We start from the raw sequence: 18,074 nt of genomic DNA, 5'->3' as shown, positions 1-18,074 counted from the left end.
CTGGACGCCCCAAATCACCACACCCCTGACGGTGTGGTGAATACGGGCGCACTGGACGCCCCAAATCACCACACCCCTGCCGGTGTGGTGAATACGGGCGCGCTGGACGCCCCAAATCACCACACCCCTGACGGTGTGGTGAATACGGGCGCGCTGGACGCCCGAAGTCACCACAGAGGCAGACCCTGACTGCGAAAGGGGTCTAGCCGGTGAACGACCGGAAGGCCGAAGTCGTGAAGTACAGTTTTCTGCACTTCCCGTGGAAACTGATCAAGCGCATCAACGATCTGATTGCGGATGTCATGCGCGACGGTTACGAAGGCATCGGCAAGCCCGAATCGCTTCGTGGTGAATTGTCCGGCCGATGGTCACGGCGGATCGACCAGGAACACCGGCCCCTCTATCGAATCAAGAACGGTGACGTCGAGATCGCCGCGTGTAAGTACCACTACGGCAACCGATGATGCGACCCCCGGGGGTCAGGCGGCGAGGCGGAAGAGTTCGGCGTGGATCTGGCGGGGCGGGACCTTGAGTTTGCGCAGACAGTCCAGGACCGCCGTGGTCAACGGCGCCGGACCGCAGACGAAGACATCCCGCGACGTCACGTCCGGGACGAGTTTCTGCAGGTTGGCGGGGAGGAATGGCTGGTTCGCGCCGCCCGTGCGGCCGGTCAGCAGGTGCAGCCGGGCGCCGTTCGCGCGGGTCAGGTTGCGCAGCTCGCCCAGCAGGACGGCGTCCGCGGCCCGGCGCACCCGATAGATCACCACCGCGTCGGGCCCGAGTGCCGGGTCCTCCAGCAGGGAGCGGATCGGGGTGATCCCGATGCCGCCGGCGATCAGCAGCGTGCCCGTGCCGCGGCGGTGGTCCAGGGTGAACGCGCCGTACGGTCCCTCGGCGAACACCTTCGCGCCGACCGGCAGGTCACGCAGGCCCGCGCTGGTCGTGCCGATGCCCTTCGCGGTCAGGCGCAGCGACCGGCCGTTCGGGGCGGCCGACAGCGAGAACGGGTTGACCTGCCACCACCGGTTGTGGCCGGGGAACCGCCACAGGAAGAACTGGCCCGCCCGCACGTCGAGCCGGTGCAGGTCACGGCCGGTGACGTGGACCGACACCACGTCGTCGGCCTCCGGCACCACCGCGGCGACCCGCAGCCGGTGGCGGGCGTTGCGGACCAGCGGGACGATCAGGCGGCCGGTGACCAGGGCGCCGACGGCGAACGCCCACAGCCCCCACCAGTAGACCTGTGCCCCGACGGTGACGGTGAAGGCGGTGCCCTCGTACATCTGGTGGATCACGCCGAGGGTGACCACGGCGTACATCAGCAGGTGGACGGCGTGCCAGGTCTCGTAGGAGAGGCGACGCCGGGCGATCCGGACCGACAGTGCCACGATCAGCACGATCAGGCCGGCCGCGATCAGTCCGAGCAGCACCGGCAGCTGACCGAAGAGGGTCAGGGCGGTGCGGAGGAACGGGACGCCGTCGTAGCGGGCGAACCCGAGGATCACGAACGTGGGGTGCAGGACGGCGCACCAGAAGATCACGAAGCCGGTCCAGCGGTGCCAGCCGGTGAGCCGGTCCATGCCGATGCCCCGGTCGAGCAACGGGAGGCGGGCGATCAGCAGGAGCTGGACGGCGAGGGCGAACGCCAGGTACAGGCCGAGGAGCCGGCCCAGTGACCCGAACGTGTTGTTCGCCGGGCCGGCCAGGACGAACAGCAGGTGGACGGCGGCGACGTTGACGACGAGGAAGGTGGCCGCCACGAGACGGGCGGACGGTCGGAGGCGGCGGCGGGCGGTGCGGATCTGCGGGTGGGTCACGGCGATCATCCCGGTCTCCCCTGCACGGAACAGCTGTCTACCCGGTGTACCCGAACGGTCACTGTCTGGTTCACACGAAACGCCGGGCGGCCCGCCGCCCCTGCCATCACCTCGCTACTGCGGCGCCCCCAGATCGTCGAGGGCCTTCACCGCGCCCCGGTGCAGCGGCACCGGATCGGTCAGGCGGGAGTTCTCCACCGAGATCTCCGCGGCCGCCGCGTTGGCCTGGGCGAGCTGCGGCTGCCGGTCGAACAGCGTCTTCGTCAGCACACACGCGACGTTCGGGTCGAGGTCCTGCCGGACCAGCAGCACGTTCGGCACGATGATCGTGGTGATGTCGGACGGGGTTCCGTAGGCGGCGGCCGGGATCACGCCCTCCACGTACACCGGGTTGATCTTCTGCATCGCGGGGAGCAGCGGCGTGATGCTCAGGAACTCGACCGCGTCCCGGGACGTGGTCAGCAGGTCGGTGATGCCGGGGGTGGGCAGGCCGCCGGACCAGAAGAGCGCGTCGATCGTGCCCTCCTTCATCCCGTCCACCGTCTTGGTCAGGTCCAGCTTCTGCGCCTGCACGTCGGCCGCCGGGTCGAGGCCGGCCGCGGTCAGCACCCGGTTGGCGATCACCTCGGTGCCGGACTTGGGCGAGCCGGTCGACACCCGCTTGCCCCGCATCCCGGCCACGTCCTTGATCCCGGCGGCTTTGCGGACGATCACCTGCGTGTAGTTGGTGTGGATCCGGGCCAGCGCCGCGACCGGCTGCTTCGCGGTGAACGCGCCGGTCCCGCCGACCGCGTCGGCGGCCGTGTCGGCGAGCGAGAACGCCACGTCGTAGGTGCCGGCGACCAACTGCTGGATGTTCTGCACGGAGGCACCGGTCTCGGCGGCGGTCGCCTGCACCTTCCCGCCCGCCGCGTTGATCTGCTCCGCGTACGCGTTGCCCACCGCGAAATAGACGCCGGTGCTGTTGCCGGTCGCGATGCCGACCCGGGTGGCCGCGGTGACCTGGCAGGTCACCTCGCCTCCGGCGTCGGTCGCGGCGCTGTCCTGTCGCCCTCCACAGCCGCCGGCGGCGACCGCGAGCGCGCCGACCAGGGTGGTGCCCACAAGCCTTCTCATGCCGGTCTCCGGTCCCTCTCCGTGGGTTTCTTGATGATCGTGATGAGTACGGCCGACAGCAGCGCGACCGCCCCCGCGGCGATCACGACCGGCTCCAGGTAGAGCAGCAGCAGTCCCGCCACGGCGGCGAGCACCCGGCTGGCCGGCCCGGCCGGGCCCACCCCCGGCACCCAGGCTCCGGTCGCCACCGCCAGCGCGGCCACCGCCACCGCGGCGGCCAGCGACGTCCACAGCACACCGAGGGCCGGGCCGCGGGCCAGCAGGTGTTCACCGTTGGCGGTCAGCACGAAGGCGATCGGGGCGAGGAAGGCGGGCAGCGCGTATTTCAGGGCCTGCCACATGGTGGGTACCGCCCGGCCACCGGTGATCGCGGCGGCGCCGACGGCGGCGAGCGCGGTCGGCGGGGTGACCTCGGAGAGCACCGAGTAGTAGAAGACGAACATCGCCGCGGCCGGGGCGGGCACCCCGAGCGCCAGCAACGCCGGCCCGATGATCACCCAGCCGATGATGAAGCTGGCGGTCACCGGCACGGCCAGCCCGAGCAGGGCGAGCGCGACGGCGGCCAGCACGACGGTCAGCGCCAGCACCACGCCCGGCTCGTCGGAGATCGCCCGCGCGCCGTTGACCAGCAGCGACGCCAGCTGAGCGCCGAGGCCGGTCTTGGTGGTCGTCGCGGTGATCACGCCGGCGGCGGCGCAGACGGCCACCACCGGGAGCACGCCGCGGACACCGGCCGCCAGGGCGGTGAACGCCCGCCGCGGGGTGAGCCGGGTGCCGGAGTCCAGGAACGACAGTGCCGCGGCGAGGATCGTGGCGTACACGACGGCCCGGGTGGCGCTCTGCCCCAGCGCGAGCAGCACCACGATCAGGATCAGCGAGGAGAAGTGGTAGCCGTACCGCAGGAGCAGCCGCCCCGCGCTCACCTGCGGCGCCTCCACCGCCCGCACACCGTGCCGCCGCACGTCGATCTCGACGGCGAGCAGGATGCCCAGGTAGTACAGCAGGGTCGGGATCGTCGCCCAGCCGAGGACGGTCAGATAGGACACGTTGAGGTATTCGGCGACGATGAACGCGGCGGCGCCGAGCGTGGGCGGCGACAGGATGGCGCCGACACCCGCGGCGGCGAGCATCCCGCCGGCCTGCTCCGGCGGATACCCGGCCCGCCGCAGCATCGGCCAGGTCACCGCGCCGACGCTGACCGCGGTCGCGGTGCCCGACCCGGAGACCGTACCGAGCAGGAAACCGGCGGCCACCGCGGTCCGCCCGGCCGCGCTGCGCGACCGCCGGAACGCGGCCACCGACAGGTCGACGAAGAACCGGCTGGCCCCGGAGAGGTCGAGCACCGCACCGTAGATGGTGAACAGCACGATGTAGCTGGCGGCGACGTCGAGCGGCGTCCCGTAGAACCCGCTTCCCGAGTTGTAGAGCGCGTCGACGATCTGGGCGAAATCGAGTCCGGCGTGCGCGACCGGCCAGCTCTGGGGCAGCAGGCCGCCGTAGTAGGCGTACCCCAGAAAAGCGAGACAGACGATCGGAAGAGCAAGGCCGGTGGTACGCCGCGCCGCCTCGATCACCATGACCAGCAGCACCGCCCCGAACGCGACGTCGGCGGGCGCGAGCAGAGCCTGCCGGTCGAGGAACGCGTCGTAGCCGGTGACCACCGGGTAGAGGCAGACGACGAGAGCCGCCACCGCCAGGATCCGGTCCGGCCAGCCGGGCTTCTCGTCACGGCCGGCCCGCGCCCGGTACGCGAGGAAGACCAGCGGCAGCGTCCCGGCCAGAAAGATGATCAGGTAGAACTGGCTGCCCCGGGCGAGCGGCCGGAACACCTGCCAGAGCACGAGCAGCGCGATCCCGAACGCGACGCCGGCGACGAGCCGGCCGGCCCACCCGGACAGCTCCCGGGCAGGCCGTTCCTCCTCGTCGTAGTGCACCGCGGGTGGCGTCCCCTGCACCATCAGAGATCGATCTTCACCCATGCAACGGACAGTACTATGTCGCCCGCCTTCCGTGACGCTCCCATGTCCGACGGATGACGGACACGCTCCAGGACCCTCTCTATCTGAACTAGTTCAGATAGAGTTGGCGCATGTCCGTGCAGAGCTTTTCCTACAGCTCGTTCCTCCGAGGGCCTTCGCAGGTCCTGCCGTCGCTCACCGACGCCGACGTCATCCTCGAGCGACGCGACGAGGAGAACCTCATCCTCACCCGGGCGGAGCGATTCGAGGCCACGGCCACCGGCCTCCGCTTCGCGGCGCGATCGCTGTCCATCCTCGCCCGCCGCCACCGCGACCTGGCCGAGGAAGCACTCGCCGAGGAACTGCCCTGGCTGACCTGGCTCCCGGCCGAGGATCGCGTCACGTGCGTCCGCGAGCTGCTCGCGGACCTGATGGCCGGAGCCGACACGGGACTCCTCGTCCCCTTCGCCCGCAACCTCGCCTCGTGGCGGTCCACCGCCGAGGCGTGGTCCGACCCGCAGCTCGCCCGCGACCTGCAGGGCCCGTTCGACGGCGACGGTCCCGTCATCGACCGGCCCGGCGGAGACCTCGCATGAGCGGACGCGGCGCGGAGATCCCCCGCCCCCGGCCGTGGACCGTGCGGGCAGCGGACCGCCAGGCACACCAGGGCTGGCAGCGACTGCTGGCCGCGGTGCCGGACAACCTCGACCGGGCCTGGACCGCCTTGACCGGCGACCCCCGCCACGTCGACCAGCGCCAGCACCCCCTGAAAGGACAGCTCGGCGTTGTCAAGGTCGGCGGGGCAACCCTCGAGCAGTGGCAATACGAGGTGACCGGCGCCGGCCGCATCTGGTATGCCATCGACGACGACACCCGCACGCTATGGATCACACGAGCCGGCGCGGGACACCCGAAACAGACCGACACCCGCGGCCGATGACGCCCGCCGGGTGATTCAGGTGGTGCGGGTGGCGGGGCCGGCGATGGCGTAGGCGACCAGGCCGGTCAGGGCGAGCGCGAGAGCGGTGAGGGCGGCCGGACGGCTGCCGGCCTGCTGGGACTGCCAGGTGAGGATCTCGCCCACGGTGTCGTTCTCCTGGCGGAACAGGATCGCGGCCAGGGTCCAGCCCAGCGGCGCGAACCAGGACTTGGCCACGCCGATCGTGGCGGCGCCGAGGGCGGTCAGGCCGAGCAGCCCGGCGGCGTCGCGCAGCACCACCGCGGTCGGTGCGAAGGCGGCGCCGGTCAGCCGGGTCGCCGCCAGGATGCCGGTGATCAGGGCGAGGGCGGCGAGCAGGTGGGCTGCCCGGCGGGGCGGCCAGCGCAGGGCGGCGGTGCGGTCCAGGTCGCCGTCCGGGCCGGCCAGGGTCACCGTCAGCAGGGCGACCATCAGCAGGACGGTCAGCACGACCAGGAACAGGTCGGCGGTCGTCTCCCGGGACAGGGTCAGCCAGAGGGTCCACATGACCGCGGCCAGGCCGGCCGCCGCCGCGCAGGCCGCCGGCACCTGCCGCGACCGGAGGTAGAGGATCATGACAGCAGGCCGTCGGTGTCCTGGCAGGCCAGCGAGGCGGTGCGGACCGCGCCCACCTTGGCGAGGGCGTCGGCCTCGGGCAGGGCGCGCAGGCCCTTCCAGAGTTTCACGGCCTCCTCGTTGGCCTCCGGGCTCTCGTAGGTCGTGTGGGGGACGTACTTCTCGGCCGACAGCGGCTCCTGCCCGAGCAGGTAGAACGCGGCCGCCCGGGCCACCGCCGTGCCCTGGCTCCCGCCGCAGGCCACCGTGCTGACGCCGGCGCCGTCCAGCATCATCGGCAGCAGCGACCCCGGGTACGCCAGACCGCCCCGCTTGTCGATCTCGATCTGGACCGTCAGCGTGTCGGCACGGGGCCGCGGGGTCTCCAGTTCGGTGTAGATGTGGGTGTCCTCGGCGACGGTGGCCGGCGCCTGCGGCAGGCGGGACAGCAGTTCCACGGCTTTGCGGGCGTGCGGGACCAGGTCGTCGAGCACTCCGGCGTGTACCCGGCTGACGCACACCTTCGGCGCGTCGTCGGTGCAGACCAGCGCCTGGGCGGCCGGGTCGATCGGCCCGTCGAGGATGTCCTCGTCGGTGGGGACGACGGCGAGGGCCAGCCCGGTGCCGAGGATCAGCGGGATCAGGGCGACCAGGGCGAGCCGTCCCCGGATCAGGAACAGGATCCCGCCGGTGACCGCGAGGGCGAGCATGGCGACCGCCTGGGCGGCGCTGACCCGCAGGTCGACGACCTGGAAGTCGTACATCTGGAAGATCCCGGAGAGCGGGGTGAGGGCGGCCCCGATCCAGGCCAGCTCGCCGGTGAAGCGGAAGAGTCCGAACAGCACGTACGCGGCGGCGGCCACCGCCAGGGCGGGCGCGGTCGCCAGGTACGGCAGCAGCCGGCCCACGCCGAGGCCGAGGGCGACCGCGGCGACCAGGGCGAGGACGCCGACCAGGGTGGCCACCACGGCCTCGGCCGGCAGGTACGACGACGACCCGGCGATCCACGGCGCGGCGACCGCGATGGTGAGCACGTACGCCGTCACGGCGGCGACGCTCATCGCGATCAGGACCGGGAGCATCCGGCGGGCGTACGGGCGGGGCACCGTGGTGAACAGTTCGCCGACGCCGGCCCGGTGTTCGCGGCGGCCCTGCCAGGCTCCGGCGGCCAGGGCGAGCGGCCAGATCAGCATCAGGTTGTCGCGGATGGCGAGGGACAGCCCGTTCCAGCCCTCGGACCAGCCCTGGGTGGCGGAGTAAAGCATGACGGCGGCGATGGTCAGCAGGATCGCGAGGGTTCCGAGGGCCGCCGAGCGGCGCAGTTCGATGCCCAGGATGCGGCTCATCGGGCCACCGCCGTGCGGTGCTTGCGCAGGATCGCGGAGTAGCCCCGTTCGGCCGGGCTGTCGCCTGGGTCGCGGTCGTCGCCTTCGGCGATCAGCGAGTCCGGGGTGCCCCGGTGCAGCAGGCGACCTTCGTTGACCAGCACCACCTCGGTGCAGGCGGCCACCACGTCCTCGACCAGGTGGGTGGAGACGAGTACGCAGCTGTCGGTGCCGAGGTCGCGCAGCAGCTCGCGGAATTCGAGGCGCTGTTCCGGGTCGAGGCCGACGGTCGGTTCGTCGAGCAGCAGCAGCCGGGGGTCGTTGACGACGGCCTGGGCGATGCCGGCGCGGCGCAGCATGCCGCCGGAGAGGGTCTTGAGGCGGGCGTCGGCCTTGGCGGTCAGCCCGACCCGGTCGATGGCGCGCTGGACCGCGGCGGCGAGGCCGGCTTTCGGCATCTCCTTGAGCCAGGCCATGTATTCGACGAACTCGCGCACGGTGAAGCGCGGGTAGAAGCCGAACTGCTGGGGCAGGTAGCCCAGGTTGCGGCGGACCTCGCGCAGGTCGCCGTGGCCGCCGGCGTCCTGGCCGAGCAGGGTGAGGCGCCCGCCGGACGGCTTGATCACGGTCGCCAGGGACCGCATCAGGGTGGTCTTGCCGGCGCCGTTGGGTCCGAGCAGCCCGTGCACGCCGGTGCCGAGGGTCAGGTCGAGGCCGTCGACGGCGAGGTGCCGTCCGGCGCGGACCCGCAGGTCCTCGGCGTGCACGGCCCACGGGTTCGTGGTCGCAGTGGTCTCGCTCGTGCTCACCGCACGCATGATCAACTCCTGGGTTCCAGGGAAGAGGGGAAGGAAGGGTCAGAGGCTGGGGAGACGCCGGAAGGCGTCGGAGCGGGCCGCCACCAGGGCGGCCAGGGTGACGGTGACGAGGGCCCAGACGCCGGCGCTGTCCGGGCGCAGCAGCACCGGCGTCTCGGCGAGGGCCAGGCTGGGCGCGATCACCGCGGCGGTCCAGGCCGCCATCAGGCCGACGGCGGCGCGTTGCATGCCGACGGCGCTGCCCAGCACGAGGGTGGCCGCGGTGAACGCGAGGCAGGGCAGCAGCATCAGCGCCAGCGACGTGCCGGTGCCCGCGCCGGCCAGCACGAGCGCCGGGATGATCACGACCAGCACGGCCGCGGACCGCCGCAGCAGCATGGTCAGACCGGAGGCCGGAGTGGCGGCGACCAGTTCCCAGGCCGGGTCGCTGCGCCGGTTCCAGGCCGCGGCCACACCGGGCAGCGGGGCCAGCGGCGCGACCAGCAGCACCACCGACGGCCAGCTCGACTGGACGTGGGTGAGCAGCGCCGCGCAGCCGACGGCCCCGAGCGACATCAGCATCCAGGGGGCCAGGGTCCCGATGAAGGCCCGCCGCCAGGCCGCCGAGAGCCGGAACGGCCGGGTGGGTGCCGGTCCGGCGGCGATCTCCCGGTCCAGCTCGACGGCGACAGCGGAGATGAGGGTACGACTGGCGTCGGTGCTGCTTCCGGCGAGGCGGGCGCGGCAGTCCGCGCAGTCCTCCAGGTGCACTTCGAGACTCCAGACGGTGGCCTCGTCGAGCGTGGCGTCCCCACCGGCGTAGCGGTCGATCACGGTGAGGCTGGGGTGGGTGGTCATGACAGCGCCTCCCGCAGGGCGATCCGGGCACGGCGTACCCGCGTTTTGACGGTGTTCTCGGGGATCCCCAGCAGGACGGAGGCCTCGCGGACCGAGAATCCGTCGAGGACCGTGGCCCGCAGCACCTGGCGGACCTCGGGGGTGAGTGTCATCAGGGCCTGTTCCAGGTCCTGGCCGATCCGGGCGGCCATCACCTCGTCCTCGGCGGCCGGTGCGGCGGTCTCGAGCAGGGCGGCCTGCGGCACCCGGGCCTGCCGGGCACGGCGACGGAAGGCGTCGACCAGGCGGTGCGCGGCGATCGTCCAGAGCCAGCCGACCGCACTGCCCTGGACCTCCTTGCCGGCGAACCCGGCCGCGGCACGCCAGACGGCGAGGTAGGTCTCCTGCAGGACGTCGGCGACCACGTCGGGGTCGGCGCACCGGCGGCGCAGGCGGATCTCGAGCCACGGCGCGGTCCGCCGGTACAGCTCGTCGAACGCCCGCCGGTCGCCGCGGGCGATGCGGCGCACGAGTTCCCCCTCGTCGGCCGCGTCCAGGCTTCGTCTCACGTCCGGTAAGACGCCGCCCCCGGGAGAGGCAGGTTCACCATCAGGTGTGATCGGCGCCACACTCGTAGACGATAAAGCGCCGGGCGGCTCTCGAGGAGAGCCACCCGGCGCCTGTTCGCGATGGTCAGAGCGTGGCGGTCGCTCTGGCCACCACCTCGATACGGTCGATGGCCAGCAGCTGCGTGTCGGTGGCGGCGAGCCGGTCGGCCGCCTCGCCGGGGAGCGAGACGGTCGACCCGGAGGCCAGCGGCAGCAGGTGCAGGGTGAGATCCGCCCCGGCGCGGTACCCGATGTCGGTCAGGTTGACCGTCCAGCGGCTGCCGTCCCAGTAGCGGTCGGTGACGATCCGGCCGTCGACGCGCAGCTCACCGATGTCGCCGGCCCAGTAGATGTGCAGCAGCGTGTCGGCGGCCGGGTCGGTGGCCCAGTCCGGCAGTCCGAGGCGGTACACGGCGGCCAGCTCCTCGAACACGTCCGGGGTGGGCGCGGACTGGCGGCCGTCGTACTTGCCGTAGGCGACCGGGACCGTGCCGGCGGCGGACCGGATCTGCTCCGCGGAGGCGAGCACCACGGCCGGCGGCGGGGTCGGGCCGGCCGGCTCGCCGAACGCTCGGTGGGACGGGTCGTAGACGCGTACCCCCGAGGTCTTGACGGCCTTGACCGTCACCGTGCCGGAAGCGTCCCACTGCAGTTCGTCCTCGCTGAGGAGCAGGCGGCGACCGCCGTCCTCGGCCACCCAGACCGATCCGGCGGTCTCGGCCGGCAGGACGAGCACGTCGAGGCCGCCCAGTCCGAGGGGTTCCAGGCCCGGCGTCACCGCGTGCACCTCGACCGTGCCGTCCGCGGCGCGGACCGCCAGTTCCGGCGCGATGCCCGCTTCGGCGAGCAGCACCAGGGTCGGGGTCCCGCCGGGCAGCAGGGTGAGCGCGGACGCGGTGGCCCAGGCGATGGTGACGTCACCGGCGGTCAGGCCGACCGGCCAGCGCGCCAGGGTGCCCGGCGGCACGTCGACCGGCCGGGACGGGAAGGTGATCTCACTGTCGTCGAGGGTGACGGTGAAGCGCGCCCCCCGGTAGGCGGCCAGCGGGAAGTGCGGCTGGTGCCAGGCGACGAAGACGAAACCGCTGGTCCCGTCGCTGCGCAGGGCCCAGCGCAGGGTGCGGTCGTCCTCGATGCCGCTGGGGCGCACGTCCGGCAGGCTGGACGGCATGGTGGCCAGACGGTCGCCGAACGCCGCCAGGAACGCGTGCTGGCGGCGCAGCTCGGCGTGGCTGGGCGCGAGCGTGCCGGCCTCGCCGATCGGCGAGTGGAAGTCGTAGCCGCGTGGCGTGATGTCGTTGGGGTAGCCGGTGGCGTGCGATTCGTGCATGCCGTCGGCGCTCTCCGGGTTGGTGCCGCCGGTGTACATGTAGTAGCCCTGCCAGGCCGACCCGTTGCCGATCTTGCAGTGCGCGATGGTGGCGACGTCGAGGGCGCTGGGGTGCGGCCGCCGGTGGTACGCCGTCGCCATGCCACCGGCCAGTTCGCAGGTGGCCGCCGGGAACTCCTCGGACGGGGTGCGCGGACCGCCGGACGCCGCCTCGATCGCCTGAGCCCGCCGCACGTCGGCGCCGATGCCTGCATCATCCCAGATGTGGGAGAAGAAGTAGTGGTCGCGGAATGTCGGATCCCACGGGGCGTCGGCGTCCACCCAGAAACCGTCGCCGTAGCCGCCGTAGAGGGGCAGCACCTCGTCCTCGGGCAGGTCCGCGCCACCCCAGGCGGTCGCGGTCCAGATCGGGGCGGACATCCCGGCCTCCCGGGCCAGGCGCTTGAGCGTGACCAGGTGCTGCGGCTGGTCGTAGAGCTCGTTCTCCAGCTGGATGCCGAGGACCGGGCCGTCCGCCGAGGCGCGGCCCGCGAGCTGCGCGCCGATCTGCGCGAACCACTCGGCGACCAGCTCCAGGTAGCCGGGGTCGTCGGTGCGGTGCCGGACCGGGGCCTGCTGCACCCAGTCGGGGAACCCGCCGTTGCGGCTCTCGCCGTGGCACCAGGGGCCGATCCGCAGCACCACGTCCAGGCCGGTCTCGACGGCCAGGTCGACGAAGGCGGCCACGTCGAGGTTGCCCTCGAAGCTCACCCGGTCGCGGGTGGGCGCGTGGTGCAGCCAGAACAGGTAGCTGGCCACCACGGTCACGCCGCCGGCCTTCATCTGGCGCAGACGCTCCGCCCACCGGGCGCGCGGCACCCGGCTGTAGTGCATCTCGCCGGAGACCGGGATGACCGGGACGCCGTCACGGCTGAGGTAGCGGCTGTTCAGCGCGATGCCCGGGCGGACGTCCTCGTCGTTGGCCATCCGCGGTCGGCGGGGCGGTGTCGACCAGGCGTGGTGGCGCGCGGAGAGCGGCTCGGGCCACGAGGCGGAATCAGTGGGCACGAGAACCCCTCCTTGCAACTTGACTGTAACCGGTCACAGGCCGGTGAGCCCGAACGATACACAGGCGTAACGGGTTAAGCGCAAGGGCTTGACACAAGCCCGTAACAGCAGCACTGTAACCGGTCACAGGCACCGTCCGAAGCAAGCGCTCCCCGGATGGCACCCGTCCACGGCTTCCCGTTCCCGGCCAAGCCGATCAAGGAGGATCGATGAATAAGAAATTCGTACCGTTCGCGGCTGCACTGACCGCGGCGGCTCTGCTTTCCGTCACCGCCTGCAGCAGCTCGGACGACTCCGACAGCGGGTCCAGCGACGAACCGGTGTCGCTGACCTACTGGTCCTGGACTCCGAACATGGACAAGGTCGTCGACGCCTGGAACGCGAAGAACCCGAACATCCAGATCGTGGTCAACAAGCAGGACGGCGGTGACCCCGCGGTCACCAAGCTGCTGACCGCGATCCAGGCCGGGTCCGGCGCGCCGGACATCATGCAGGCCGAGTACCAGAAGGTGCCGACCCTGGTCTCCGCCGACGCGATCGCCGACATCTCCGCCGAGGTCGGCGACCTCAAGGCGAAGTTCCCGGACGGCGTCTGGAACGGTGTCACCCTGGGCTCCGACGCGGTCTACGGCGTCCCGCAGGACTCCGCCCCGCTGATGTTCTTCTACCGCTCCGACGTCTTCGAGAAGAACGGCCTCGAGGCGCCGAAGACCTGGGACGACTACGCCGCGGCCGCCGAGAAGATCCACAAGGCGGACCCGAAGCAGTACATCGGCACCTTCTCGGCCACCGACGCGGGCCTGTTCACCGGCCTCGCGCAGCAGGCCGGCGCCTCCTGGTGGGGCGTGAACGGCGACGCGTGGAGCGTCAACATCAACGAGCCCGCCACCCAGAAGGTCGCCGCGTACTGGGGTGGCCTGGTGGAGAAGGGCGTCGTCGACAACAAGCCGATGTACACGCCGGACTGGAACGCCGCGCTCAACGACGGCACGCAGGTCGGCTGGGTCAGCGCCGTCTGGGCGCCGGGCGTGCTCGAGGGCAGCGCCGCGGACACCAAGGGCAAGTGGAAGGTCGCGGCCATGCCGCAGTGGGACGCCGCGGCTCCGGCCACCGGCAACTGGGGTGGCTCGGCCACCAGCGTGACCACCCAGAGCAAGCACCCGAAGCAGGCCGCCGAGTTCGTCTCCTGGCTCAACACCGACCCCGAGGCGCTCAAGCTGCTGGCGAACACCGCCAACGTCTACCCGGCCTCGACCGACGCCACCGCGCTGCTCACCGAGCCGCCGGCGTTCCTGTCGGAGCAGGCCGACTACTACGCCATCGCCGCCGAGGCCGCGAAGGCCGCCAAGCCGTTCACCTACGGCCCGAACGTGAACGTCGCCTACAGCTCGTTCAACGACGCCTTCGCCAAGGCCGCCGAGGCGAAGAAGGCCTCCGCCTTCACCGAGGCGCTGACCACCATGCAGCAGACCACCGTCGACGACCTGAAGAAGGCCGGCTTCAACGTCGCCGGTTAGTGCCACTCCGGGCGGGGCGTGGCCCCCGCGTCCCGCCCGGAGCCCCGTACGAAAGGAAGGTCCGGCGATGTCGCTGACCACCCCCGCTCCGACTACCACCGCCGCCGCACCGGCGAAGCCCGCGCCGGCGCCGCGGGCCCGGTCGGCGAACAAACGGTCCGGCGTCCCGTACGCCTTCCTCGCCCCCGCACTGGTCCTGTTCGCCGCCTTCCTGGCCGCGCCGATCGTGTACGCCGGCTGGCTGAGCCTCCGCAAGGTGAAGGTCAGCGGCCTGGGCCTGGGCGCCAAGTCCCGCACCGAGATCTGGGCCGGACTGGACAACTACACCCGCTCGCTGACCGACCCCGAGTTCCTGCCCAGCGTCACGCGCGTCGGGGCGTACGGCCTGATCGTGGTCCCGACCATGCTGGGCCTGGCGCTGCTGATGGCCCTGCTGCTGGACGCCGACCGGACCCGCGAGTCGATCGGCAAGTTCGCCCGGATCTCGATCTTCCTGCCGTACGCGGTCCCCGCCGTGGTCGCCTCCCTGCTCTGGGGCTTCCTCTACCTGCCGCGGGTCAGCCCGATCACCGATCTCTTCGAGGCGGTCGGCCTCACCGCTCCGAACATGCTCTCCTCGTCCGGAACCATGTGGGCGGTCGCGAACATCGCGATCTGGGGCGGCACCGGCTTCAACATGATCGTCATCTACACCGCGCTGCGGTCCGTGCCGACCAGCCTGTACGAGTCGGCCCGCATCGACGGCGCTTCGGAGATGATGATCGCCTGGAAGATCAAGATCCCGATCGTGATGCCGTCGCTGGTGATGACGTTCGTCTTCTCGCTGATCGCGACGCTGCAGGTGTTCGCCGAGCCGATGACGCTGCGGCCGCTGGCCAACACCATCTCCACCACGTGGACCCCGCTGATGAAGGTCTACCGGGACGCCTTCACCCGCAACGACATCTACTCGGCGGCCGCCACCTCGGTGATCATCGCGCTCGCCACGTTCATCCTGTCCTTCGGCTTCCTCAAGGTCGTCGGACGCCGGGCCTTCAACCAGGAGGACTGATCCATGACCACGGTCTCCCTGCCCACCAGGAAACCCGGCCGGAACCGCAGCGCCGTCGCGACGACCCTGCTGCTGCTCGGTGCCGCGTACTGCCTGCTGCCCGTGCTGTGGGTGCTGATCGCGTCGAGCAAGAGCGCCGGTGAGCTGTTCTCCACGTTCACCCTGGCGCCCAGCACGCACCTGTTCGACAACATCGCCGAGCTGAGCGGTTACCGCGACGGGCTGTACTGGCGCTGGATGGCGAACACCGCCCTCTACGCCGGCGTCGGCGCGGCCGCCTCCACGCTGATCTCCGCGATGGCCGGGTACGCCCTGGCGAAGTTCGACTTCCCCGGCAAGGGCACGATCTTCAACATCATCCTGGCCGGTGTCCTGGTGCCCGGCGTCATCCTGGCGATCCCGCAGTACCTCCTGCTCGCCAAGCTCGGGATGACCAACACGTACTGGGCGGTGCTGCTGCCCAGCTTCATCAGCCCGTACGGCATCTATCTCGCCCGGATCTTCGCGGCCGCCGCGGTGCCCACCGAGATCCTGGAGGCGTCGCGGATCGACGGCGCCGGCGACTGGCGCACGTTCGCCAAGGTGGTCCTGCCGATGATGCGGACCGGCCTGGTGACGGTGTTCCTGTTCCAGTTCGTCGCGATCTGGAACAACTTCATGCTGCCGTACATCATGCTCGGGGACGACAAGCTGTACCCGATCACGGTGGGCCTCAACGGCCTGCTCAACCAGGGTGCCAGCCAGCCGGCCATGTACACCTCGGTGATCACCGGCGCGCTCATCTCGATCGTCCCGCTGATCGCGCTGTTCCTGACGTTGCAGCGGTACTGGCAGGTCGACCTGGCCGCCGGTGGCGTGAAGGCCTGAGAGGCGGCGCCCGATATGATCCCGACCGTGCCGACCACCCCGGGTCCGGGGCGTAAGCGCCCCACCATCCGCGACGTCGCTCGCGAGGCCGGGGTCTCCTACGCCACCGTCTCCCGGGTGCTCAACGGCCGCGACTGGGTGAGTCCCGAGGCGGTCCGGTCGGTGCGTGACGCCATCTCCCGGACCGGCTACACGGCCAACCAGCACGCCCGGTCCCTGGCGACCGGCCGGTCCGGCTCGATCGCGTTCCTGCTCACCGAGCCGCAGCACCTGCTCTTCGAGGACCCGAACTTCTCGGTGCTGCTGCGTGGGGTGGCGCAGGCCCTCTCCGAGCGGCAGCTGACGCTGATACTGATGATCGCGTCGACGCCCGAGGAACGCAGCCGGACGGTGGCGTTCCTCTCCGGCGGCCACGTCGACGGGGTGCTGCTGGTCTCGCCGCACTCCGGCGACCCGCTGCTCCAGCAACTGGTCCAGGCCGGGGTGCCGATCGTGGCCTGCGGCCGGGTGCTGGGCTTCGAGGACACCATCAGCTCGGTGTCGGCCGACGACCGTGCCGGGGCGCGCAGCGCGGTGGAGCACCTGATCGCCCAGGGTGCCCGCCGGATCGCCACCATCACCGGGCCGATGGACACGTCCGGCGGGGTGGATCGCCTGGCCGGGTACACCGACGCCCTGATGGCGCACGGCATCCCGGTCGACCCGGACATGATCGTGCACGGTGACTGGCGGCGGCAGACCGGCGCCGACGGGATCCGCACCCTGCTCGACCGGGTCCCGGACCTGGACGCGGTGTTCGGCGCCTCGGACGCCATCGCCGCGGCCACTCTGCCGGTGTTGCGCGAGCACGGCCGGGACGTGCCGGGTGACGTGCGGGTCGTCGGGTTCGACGACTCGGGCCTGGCGCTGACCACCGAGCCGCCGATGACCACCGTGCGGCAGCCGCTGGAACGCATCAGCGAGGAGATGGTCCGGCTCCTCACCGATGTGATCGCCGGGCGGACCCCGCTCTCCATCACCGTCCCCACCAGCCTGGTGACCCGCGAGTCTTCGCCCGCTAGCTAGCTCGCCGGTCACCACCACGGGTGCCGGCCCCGGTCTTCCTCCTCTTTGGCCCGGGTCGGCACCCCAAAAATTGTCCTATTGGTCCACATAGGAGAATCATGAAGCGTCTATTCGCTCTTGTCGTAGCATTTACGCTCATCGCATCCCCGGCGCAGGCGGTGGGGAAGCCCGACCGCCTGACCATGCTCGGCGCCGACGTCTCCACGCTCCCCCGCTCCCAGGAACTCGGCCAGAAGTTCTACGACGTCCGCGGCAAGCGGGACAACCCGTACGACATCCTGAAGACCGCGGGCGCCGACTACATGCGGCTGCGCATCTGGAACGACCCGACCAGCGGGTACAGCAACAAGGCGGCGGTGCTCCGGCAGGCCCGGGAGATCAAGGCCAAGGGGCTCAAGCTCCTCGTCGACTTCCACTACTCGGACACCTGGGCAGACCCGGGCAAGCAGTTCGTCCCGGCGGACTGGGCGGGCCACGACATCGGCCAGCTCACGAAAGACGTCTACGACTACACGTACGACGTCTGCACCTCGCTCAAGCGCCAGGGCACCGTCCCGGACAGCGTGCAGATCGGCAACGAGATCAACGGCGGCATGCTCTGGCCCACCGGTCAGATCACCGACAGTGACTTCGGGCCGCTCGCCAAGCTGCTGAACGCCGGGTACGACGCCACCAAGGCGTGCCACCGGTCGACGCAGGTCATGGTGCACACCGCGCTGGCCGGCAACATCGACGCGGCGCACTGGTTCTACGACGGCGTGAAGGCCGCCGGGGCGAAATGGGACATCACCGCACTGTCGTACTACTGCATGTGGCACGGCACGCTCGCCAACCTGGCCACCGTGATCGGCGACGTGAAGACCCGGTACGGCAAGCCCGTCGTGATCGCCGAGACCGCGTACCCGTGGACCACCGAGAACTTCGACCACCTCGAGAACATCATCCTGTCCGCAGCCCCGTGCGACGGGATCCCGGCCAGCCCGCAGGGGCAGGCCGAGCAGTTCACCGCGGTGCAGGACACCGCCCGCAGCGCCGGAGCGATCGGCGTCTTCTACTGGGAGCCCACCTGGACCGCCATCGAGGGCAACGGGTGGGACACCGAGGACATCGAGCACTCCGGTAACGCCTGGGAGAACATGGCCACCTTCGACGACGGCGGACGGATCAACCCGTACGTCCGCTGGCGGCGCTGACCACTCCCCGGCACAGGTTCCGTTCCTCACCAT

At 71.2% G+C, this 18,074-nt stretch carries 17 protein-coding genes; 8 read left to right on the top strand and 9 right to left on the bottom strand.

All coding sequences use genetic code 11. From position 1 onward, the window contains the following. Positions 1-209 precede the first annotated feature (209 nt). On the top strand, positions 210-464 hold the full coding sequence (locus tag WH85_RS53395; RefSeq protein WP_045746786.1) for a Txe/YoeB family addiction module toxin: 255 nt from the start codon (positions 210-212) through the stop codon (positions 462-464). A 15-nt stretch (positions 465-479) separates the two neighbouring features. On the opposite strand, the gene WH85_RS36990 is transcribed toward WH85_RS53395, so the two are convergent. The 3 genes from WH85_RS36990 to WH85_RS36980 form a co-directional block, all read right to left on the bottom strand. Further along, a complete protein-coding gene (locus WH85_RS36990) occupies positions 480-1,826 on the bottom strand; it encodes a ferredoxin reductase family protein (protein ID WP_045746785.1) in 1,347 nt (448 codons plus the stop codon). 105 nt (positions 1,827-1,931) lie between these two features. Continuing rightward, positions 1,932-2,933, bottom strand: a complete 1,002-nt coding sequence (locus WH85_RS36985; RefSeq protein ID WP_045746784.1) for a TAXI family TRAP transporter solute-binding subunit — start codon at positions 2,931-2,933, stop codon at positions 1,932-1,934. Continuing rightward, positions 2,930-4,912, bottom strand: coding sequence for a TRAP transporter permease (locus tag WH85_RS36980; protein WP_045746783.1), 1,983 nt, complete (start codon positions 4,910-4,912; stop codon positions 2,930-2,932). Before WH85_RS36980 ends, WH85_RS36985 begins: the two co-directional genes overlap by 4 nt. Positions 4,913-5,022: 110 nt before the next feature. Here WH85_RS36980 and WH85_RS36975 point away from each other — a divergent pair, with 110 nt between their 5' ends. Then, on the top strand, positions 5,023-5,487 hold the full coding sequence (locus tag WH85_RS36975) for a hypothetical protein (RefSeq protein ID WP_045746782.1): 465 nt from the start codon (positions 5,023-5,025) through the stop codon (positions 5,485-5,487). Then, positions 5,484-5,831, top strand: coding sequence for a hypothetical protein (locus tag WH85_RS36970; RefSeq protein ID WP_045746781.1), 348 nt, complete (start codon positions 5,484-5,486; stop codon positions 5,829-5,831). The genes WH85_RS36975 and WH85_RS36970 overlap by 4 nt, the downstream gene beginning before the upstream one ends. 15 nt (positions 5,832-5,846) lie before the next feature. Here the strand turns inward: WH85_RS36970 and WH85_RS36965 are convergent, their stop codons facing one another. The 6 genes from WH85_RS36965 to WH85_RS36940 all read right to left on the bottom strand — a co-directional run bounded on the left by WH85_RS36965 (position 5,847) and on the right by WH85_RS36940 (position 12,348). Beyond that, positions 5,847-6,425, bottom strand: a complete 579-nt coding sequence (locus tag WH85_RS36965; protein ID WP_045746780.1) for a hypothetical protein — start codon at positions 6,423-6,425, stop codon at positions 5,847-5,849. After that, the gene (locus WH85_RS36960) at positions 6,422-7,750 is read right to left on the bottom strand and encodes a hypothetical protein (RefSeq protein ID WP_045746779.1); all 1,329 of its coding nucleotides are present in this window, start codon (positions 7,748-7,750) and stop codon (positions 6,422-6,424) included. The genes WH85_RS36965 and WH85_RS36960 overlap by 4 nt, the downstream gene beginning before the upstream one ends. Next, positions 7,747-8,547 (bottom strand): ABC transporter ATP-binding protein, encoded by an 801-nt coding sequence (locus WH85_RS36955; RefSeq protein WP_045746778.1) that lies wholly within the window; start codon positions 8,545-8,547, stop codon positions 7,747-7,749. The genes WH85_RS36960 and WH85_RS36955 overlap by 4 nt, the downstream gene beginning before the upstream one ends. Before the next feature lie 39 nt (positions 8,548-8,586). Continuing rightward, positions 8,587-9,384, bottom strand: a complete 798-nt coding sequence (locus tag WH85_RS36950) for a membrane protein (protein ID WP_045746777.1) — start codon at positions 9,382-9,384, stop codon at positions 8,587-8,589. Then, complete coding sequence (locus WH85_RS36945; protein WP_045746776.1) at positions 9,381-9,932, bottom strand: RNA polymerase sigma factor; 552 nt, start codon at positions 9,930-9,932, stop codon at positions 9,381-9,383. Before WH85_RS36945 ends, WH85_RS36950 begins: the two co-directional genes overlap by 4 nt. Positions 9,933-10,056: 124 nt before the next feature. After that, the gene (locus WH85_RS36940) at positions 10,057-12,348 is read right to left on the bottom strand and encodes a beta-galactosidase (RefSeq protein ID WP_245674250.1); all 2,292 of its coding nucleotides are present in this window, start codon (positions 12,346-12,348) and stop codon (positions 10,057-10,059) included. A 209-nt stretch (positions 12,349-12,557) separates the two neighbouring features. Between WH85_RS36940 and WH85_RS36935 the strand changes: the two genes are divergently transcribed. The 5 genes from WH85_RS36935 to WH85_RS36915 all read left to right on the top strand — a co-directional run bounded on the left by WH85_RS36935 (position 12,558) and on the right by WH85_RS36915 (position 18,041). Beyond that, positions 12,558-13,865: an ABC transporter substrate-binding protein gene (locus WH85_RS36935; protein WP_045746774.1), complete on the top strand. Its 1,308-nt coding sequence runs from the start codon at positions 12,558-12,560 to the stop codon at positions 13,863-13,865. 67 nt (positions 13,866-13,932) lie between these two features. Then, positions 13,933-14,916 carry a carbohydrate ABC transporter permease gene (locus tag WH85_RS36930; protein ID WP_045746773.1) on the top strand — a complete coding sequence of 328 codons (984 nt, stop codon included), beginning with the start codon at positions 13,933-13,935 and terminating at the stop codon, positions 14,914-14,916. 3 nt (positions 14,917-14,919) lie between these two features. Next, a complete protein-coding gene (locus WH85_RS36925; RefSeq protein WP_045746772.1) occupies positions 14,920-15,783 on the top strand; it encodes a carbohydrate ABC transporter permease in 864 nt (287 codons plus the stop codon). 27 nt (positions 15,784-15,810) lie between these two features. After that, on the top strand, positions 15,811-16,848 hold the full coding sequence (locus WH85_RS36920) for a LacI family DNA-binding transcriptional regulator (RefSeq protein WP_245674249.1): 1,038 nt from the start codon (positions 15,811-15,813) through the stop codon (positions 16,846-16,848). Between the two features lie 98 nt (positions 16,849-16,946). After that, positions 16,947-18,041 (top strand): glycoside hydrolase family 53 protein, encoded by a 1,095-nt coding sequence (locus WH85_RS36915; protein WP_045746770.1) that lies wholly within the window; start codon positions 16,947-16,949, stop codon positions 18,039-18,041. Positions 18,042-18,074 lie beyond the last annotated feature (33 nt).

Origin of the sequence: Actinoplanes rectilineatus (assembly GCF_000962825.1) — a bacterium.
Classification (GTDB): Bacteria; Actinomycetota; Actinomycetes; order Mycobacteriales; family Micromonosporaceae; genus Actinoplanes; species Actinoplanes rectilineatus.
Note: the sequence above shows the minus strand (reverse complement) of the source record. Positions and strands in the feature narration are given on the sequence as shown.

Excerpts from the sequence above, each read along its gene's own strand:
- WH85_RS36990 (WP_045746785.1), bottom strand. The coding sequence starts at position 1,826 with ATGATCGCCGTGACCCACCCGCAGATCCGCACCGCCCGCCGCCGCCTC.
- WH85_RS36985 (WP_045746784.1), bottom strand. The coding sequence starts at position 2,933 with ATGAGAAGGCTTGTGGGCACCACCCTGGTCGGCGCGCTCGCGGTCGCC.
- WH85_RS36980 (WP_045746783.1), bottom strand. The coding sequence starts at position 4,912 with ATGGGTGAAGATCGATCTCTGATGGTGCAGGGGACGCCACCCGCGGTG.
- WH85_RS36975 (WP_045746782.1), top strand. The coding sequence starts at position 5,023 with ATGTCCGTGCAGAGCTTTTCCTACAGCTCGTTCCTCCGAGGGCCTTCG.
- WH85_RS36970 (WP_045746781.1), top strand. The coding sequence starts at position 5,484 with ATGAGCGGACGCGGCGCGGAGATCCCCCGCCCCCGGCCGTGGACCGTG.
- WH85_RS36965 (WP_045746780.1), bottom strand. The coding sequence starts at position 6,425 with ATGATCCTCTACCTCCGGTCGCGGCAGGTGCCGGCGGCCTGCGCGGCG.
- WH85_RS36960 (WP_045746779.1), bottom strand. The coding sequence starts at position 7,750 with ATGAGCCGCATCCTGGGCATCGAACTGCGCCGCTCGGCGGCCCTCGGA.
- WH85_RS36955 (WP_045746778.1), bottom strand. The coding sequence starts at position 8,547 with ATGCGTGCGGTGAGCACGAGCGAGACCACTGCGACCACGAACCCGTGG.
- WH85_RS36950 (WP_045746777.1), bottom strand. The coding sequence starts at position 9,384 with ATGACCACCCACCCCAGCCTCACCGTGATCGACCGCTACGCCGGTGGG.
- WH85_RS36935 (WP_045746774.1), top strand. The coding sequence starts at position 12,558 with ATGAATAAGAAATTCGTACCGTTCGCGGCTGCACTGACCGCGGCGGCT.
- WH85_RS36930 (WP_045746773.1), top strand. The coding sequence starts at position 13,933 with ATGTCGCTGACCACCCCCGCTCCGACTACCACCGCCGCCGCACCGGCG.
- WH85_RS36925 (WP_045746772.1), top strand. The coding sequence starts at position 14,920 with ATGACCACGGTCTCCCTGCCCACCAGGAAACCCGGCCGGAACCGCAGC.
- WH85_RS36915 (WP_045746770.1), top strand. The coding sequence starts at position 16,947 with ATGAAGCGTCTATTCGCTCTTGTCGTAGCATTTACGCTCATCGCATCC.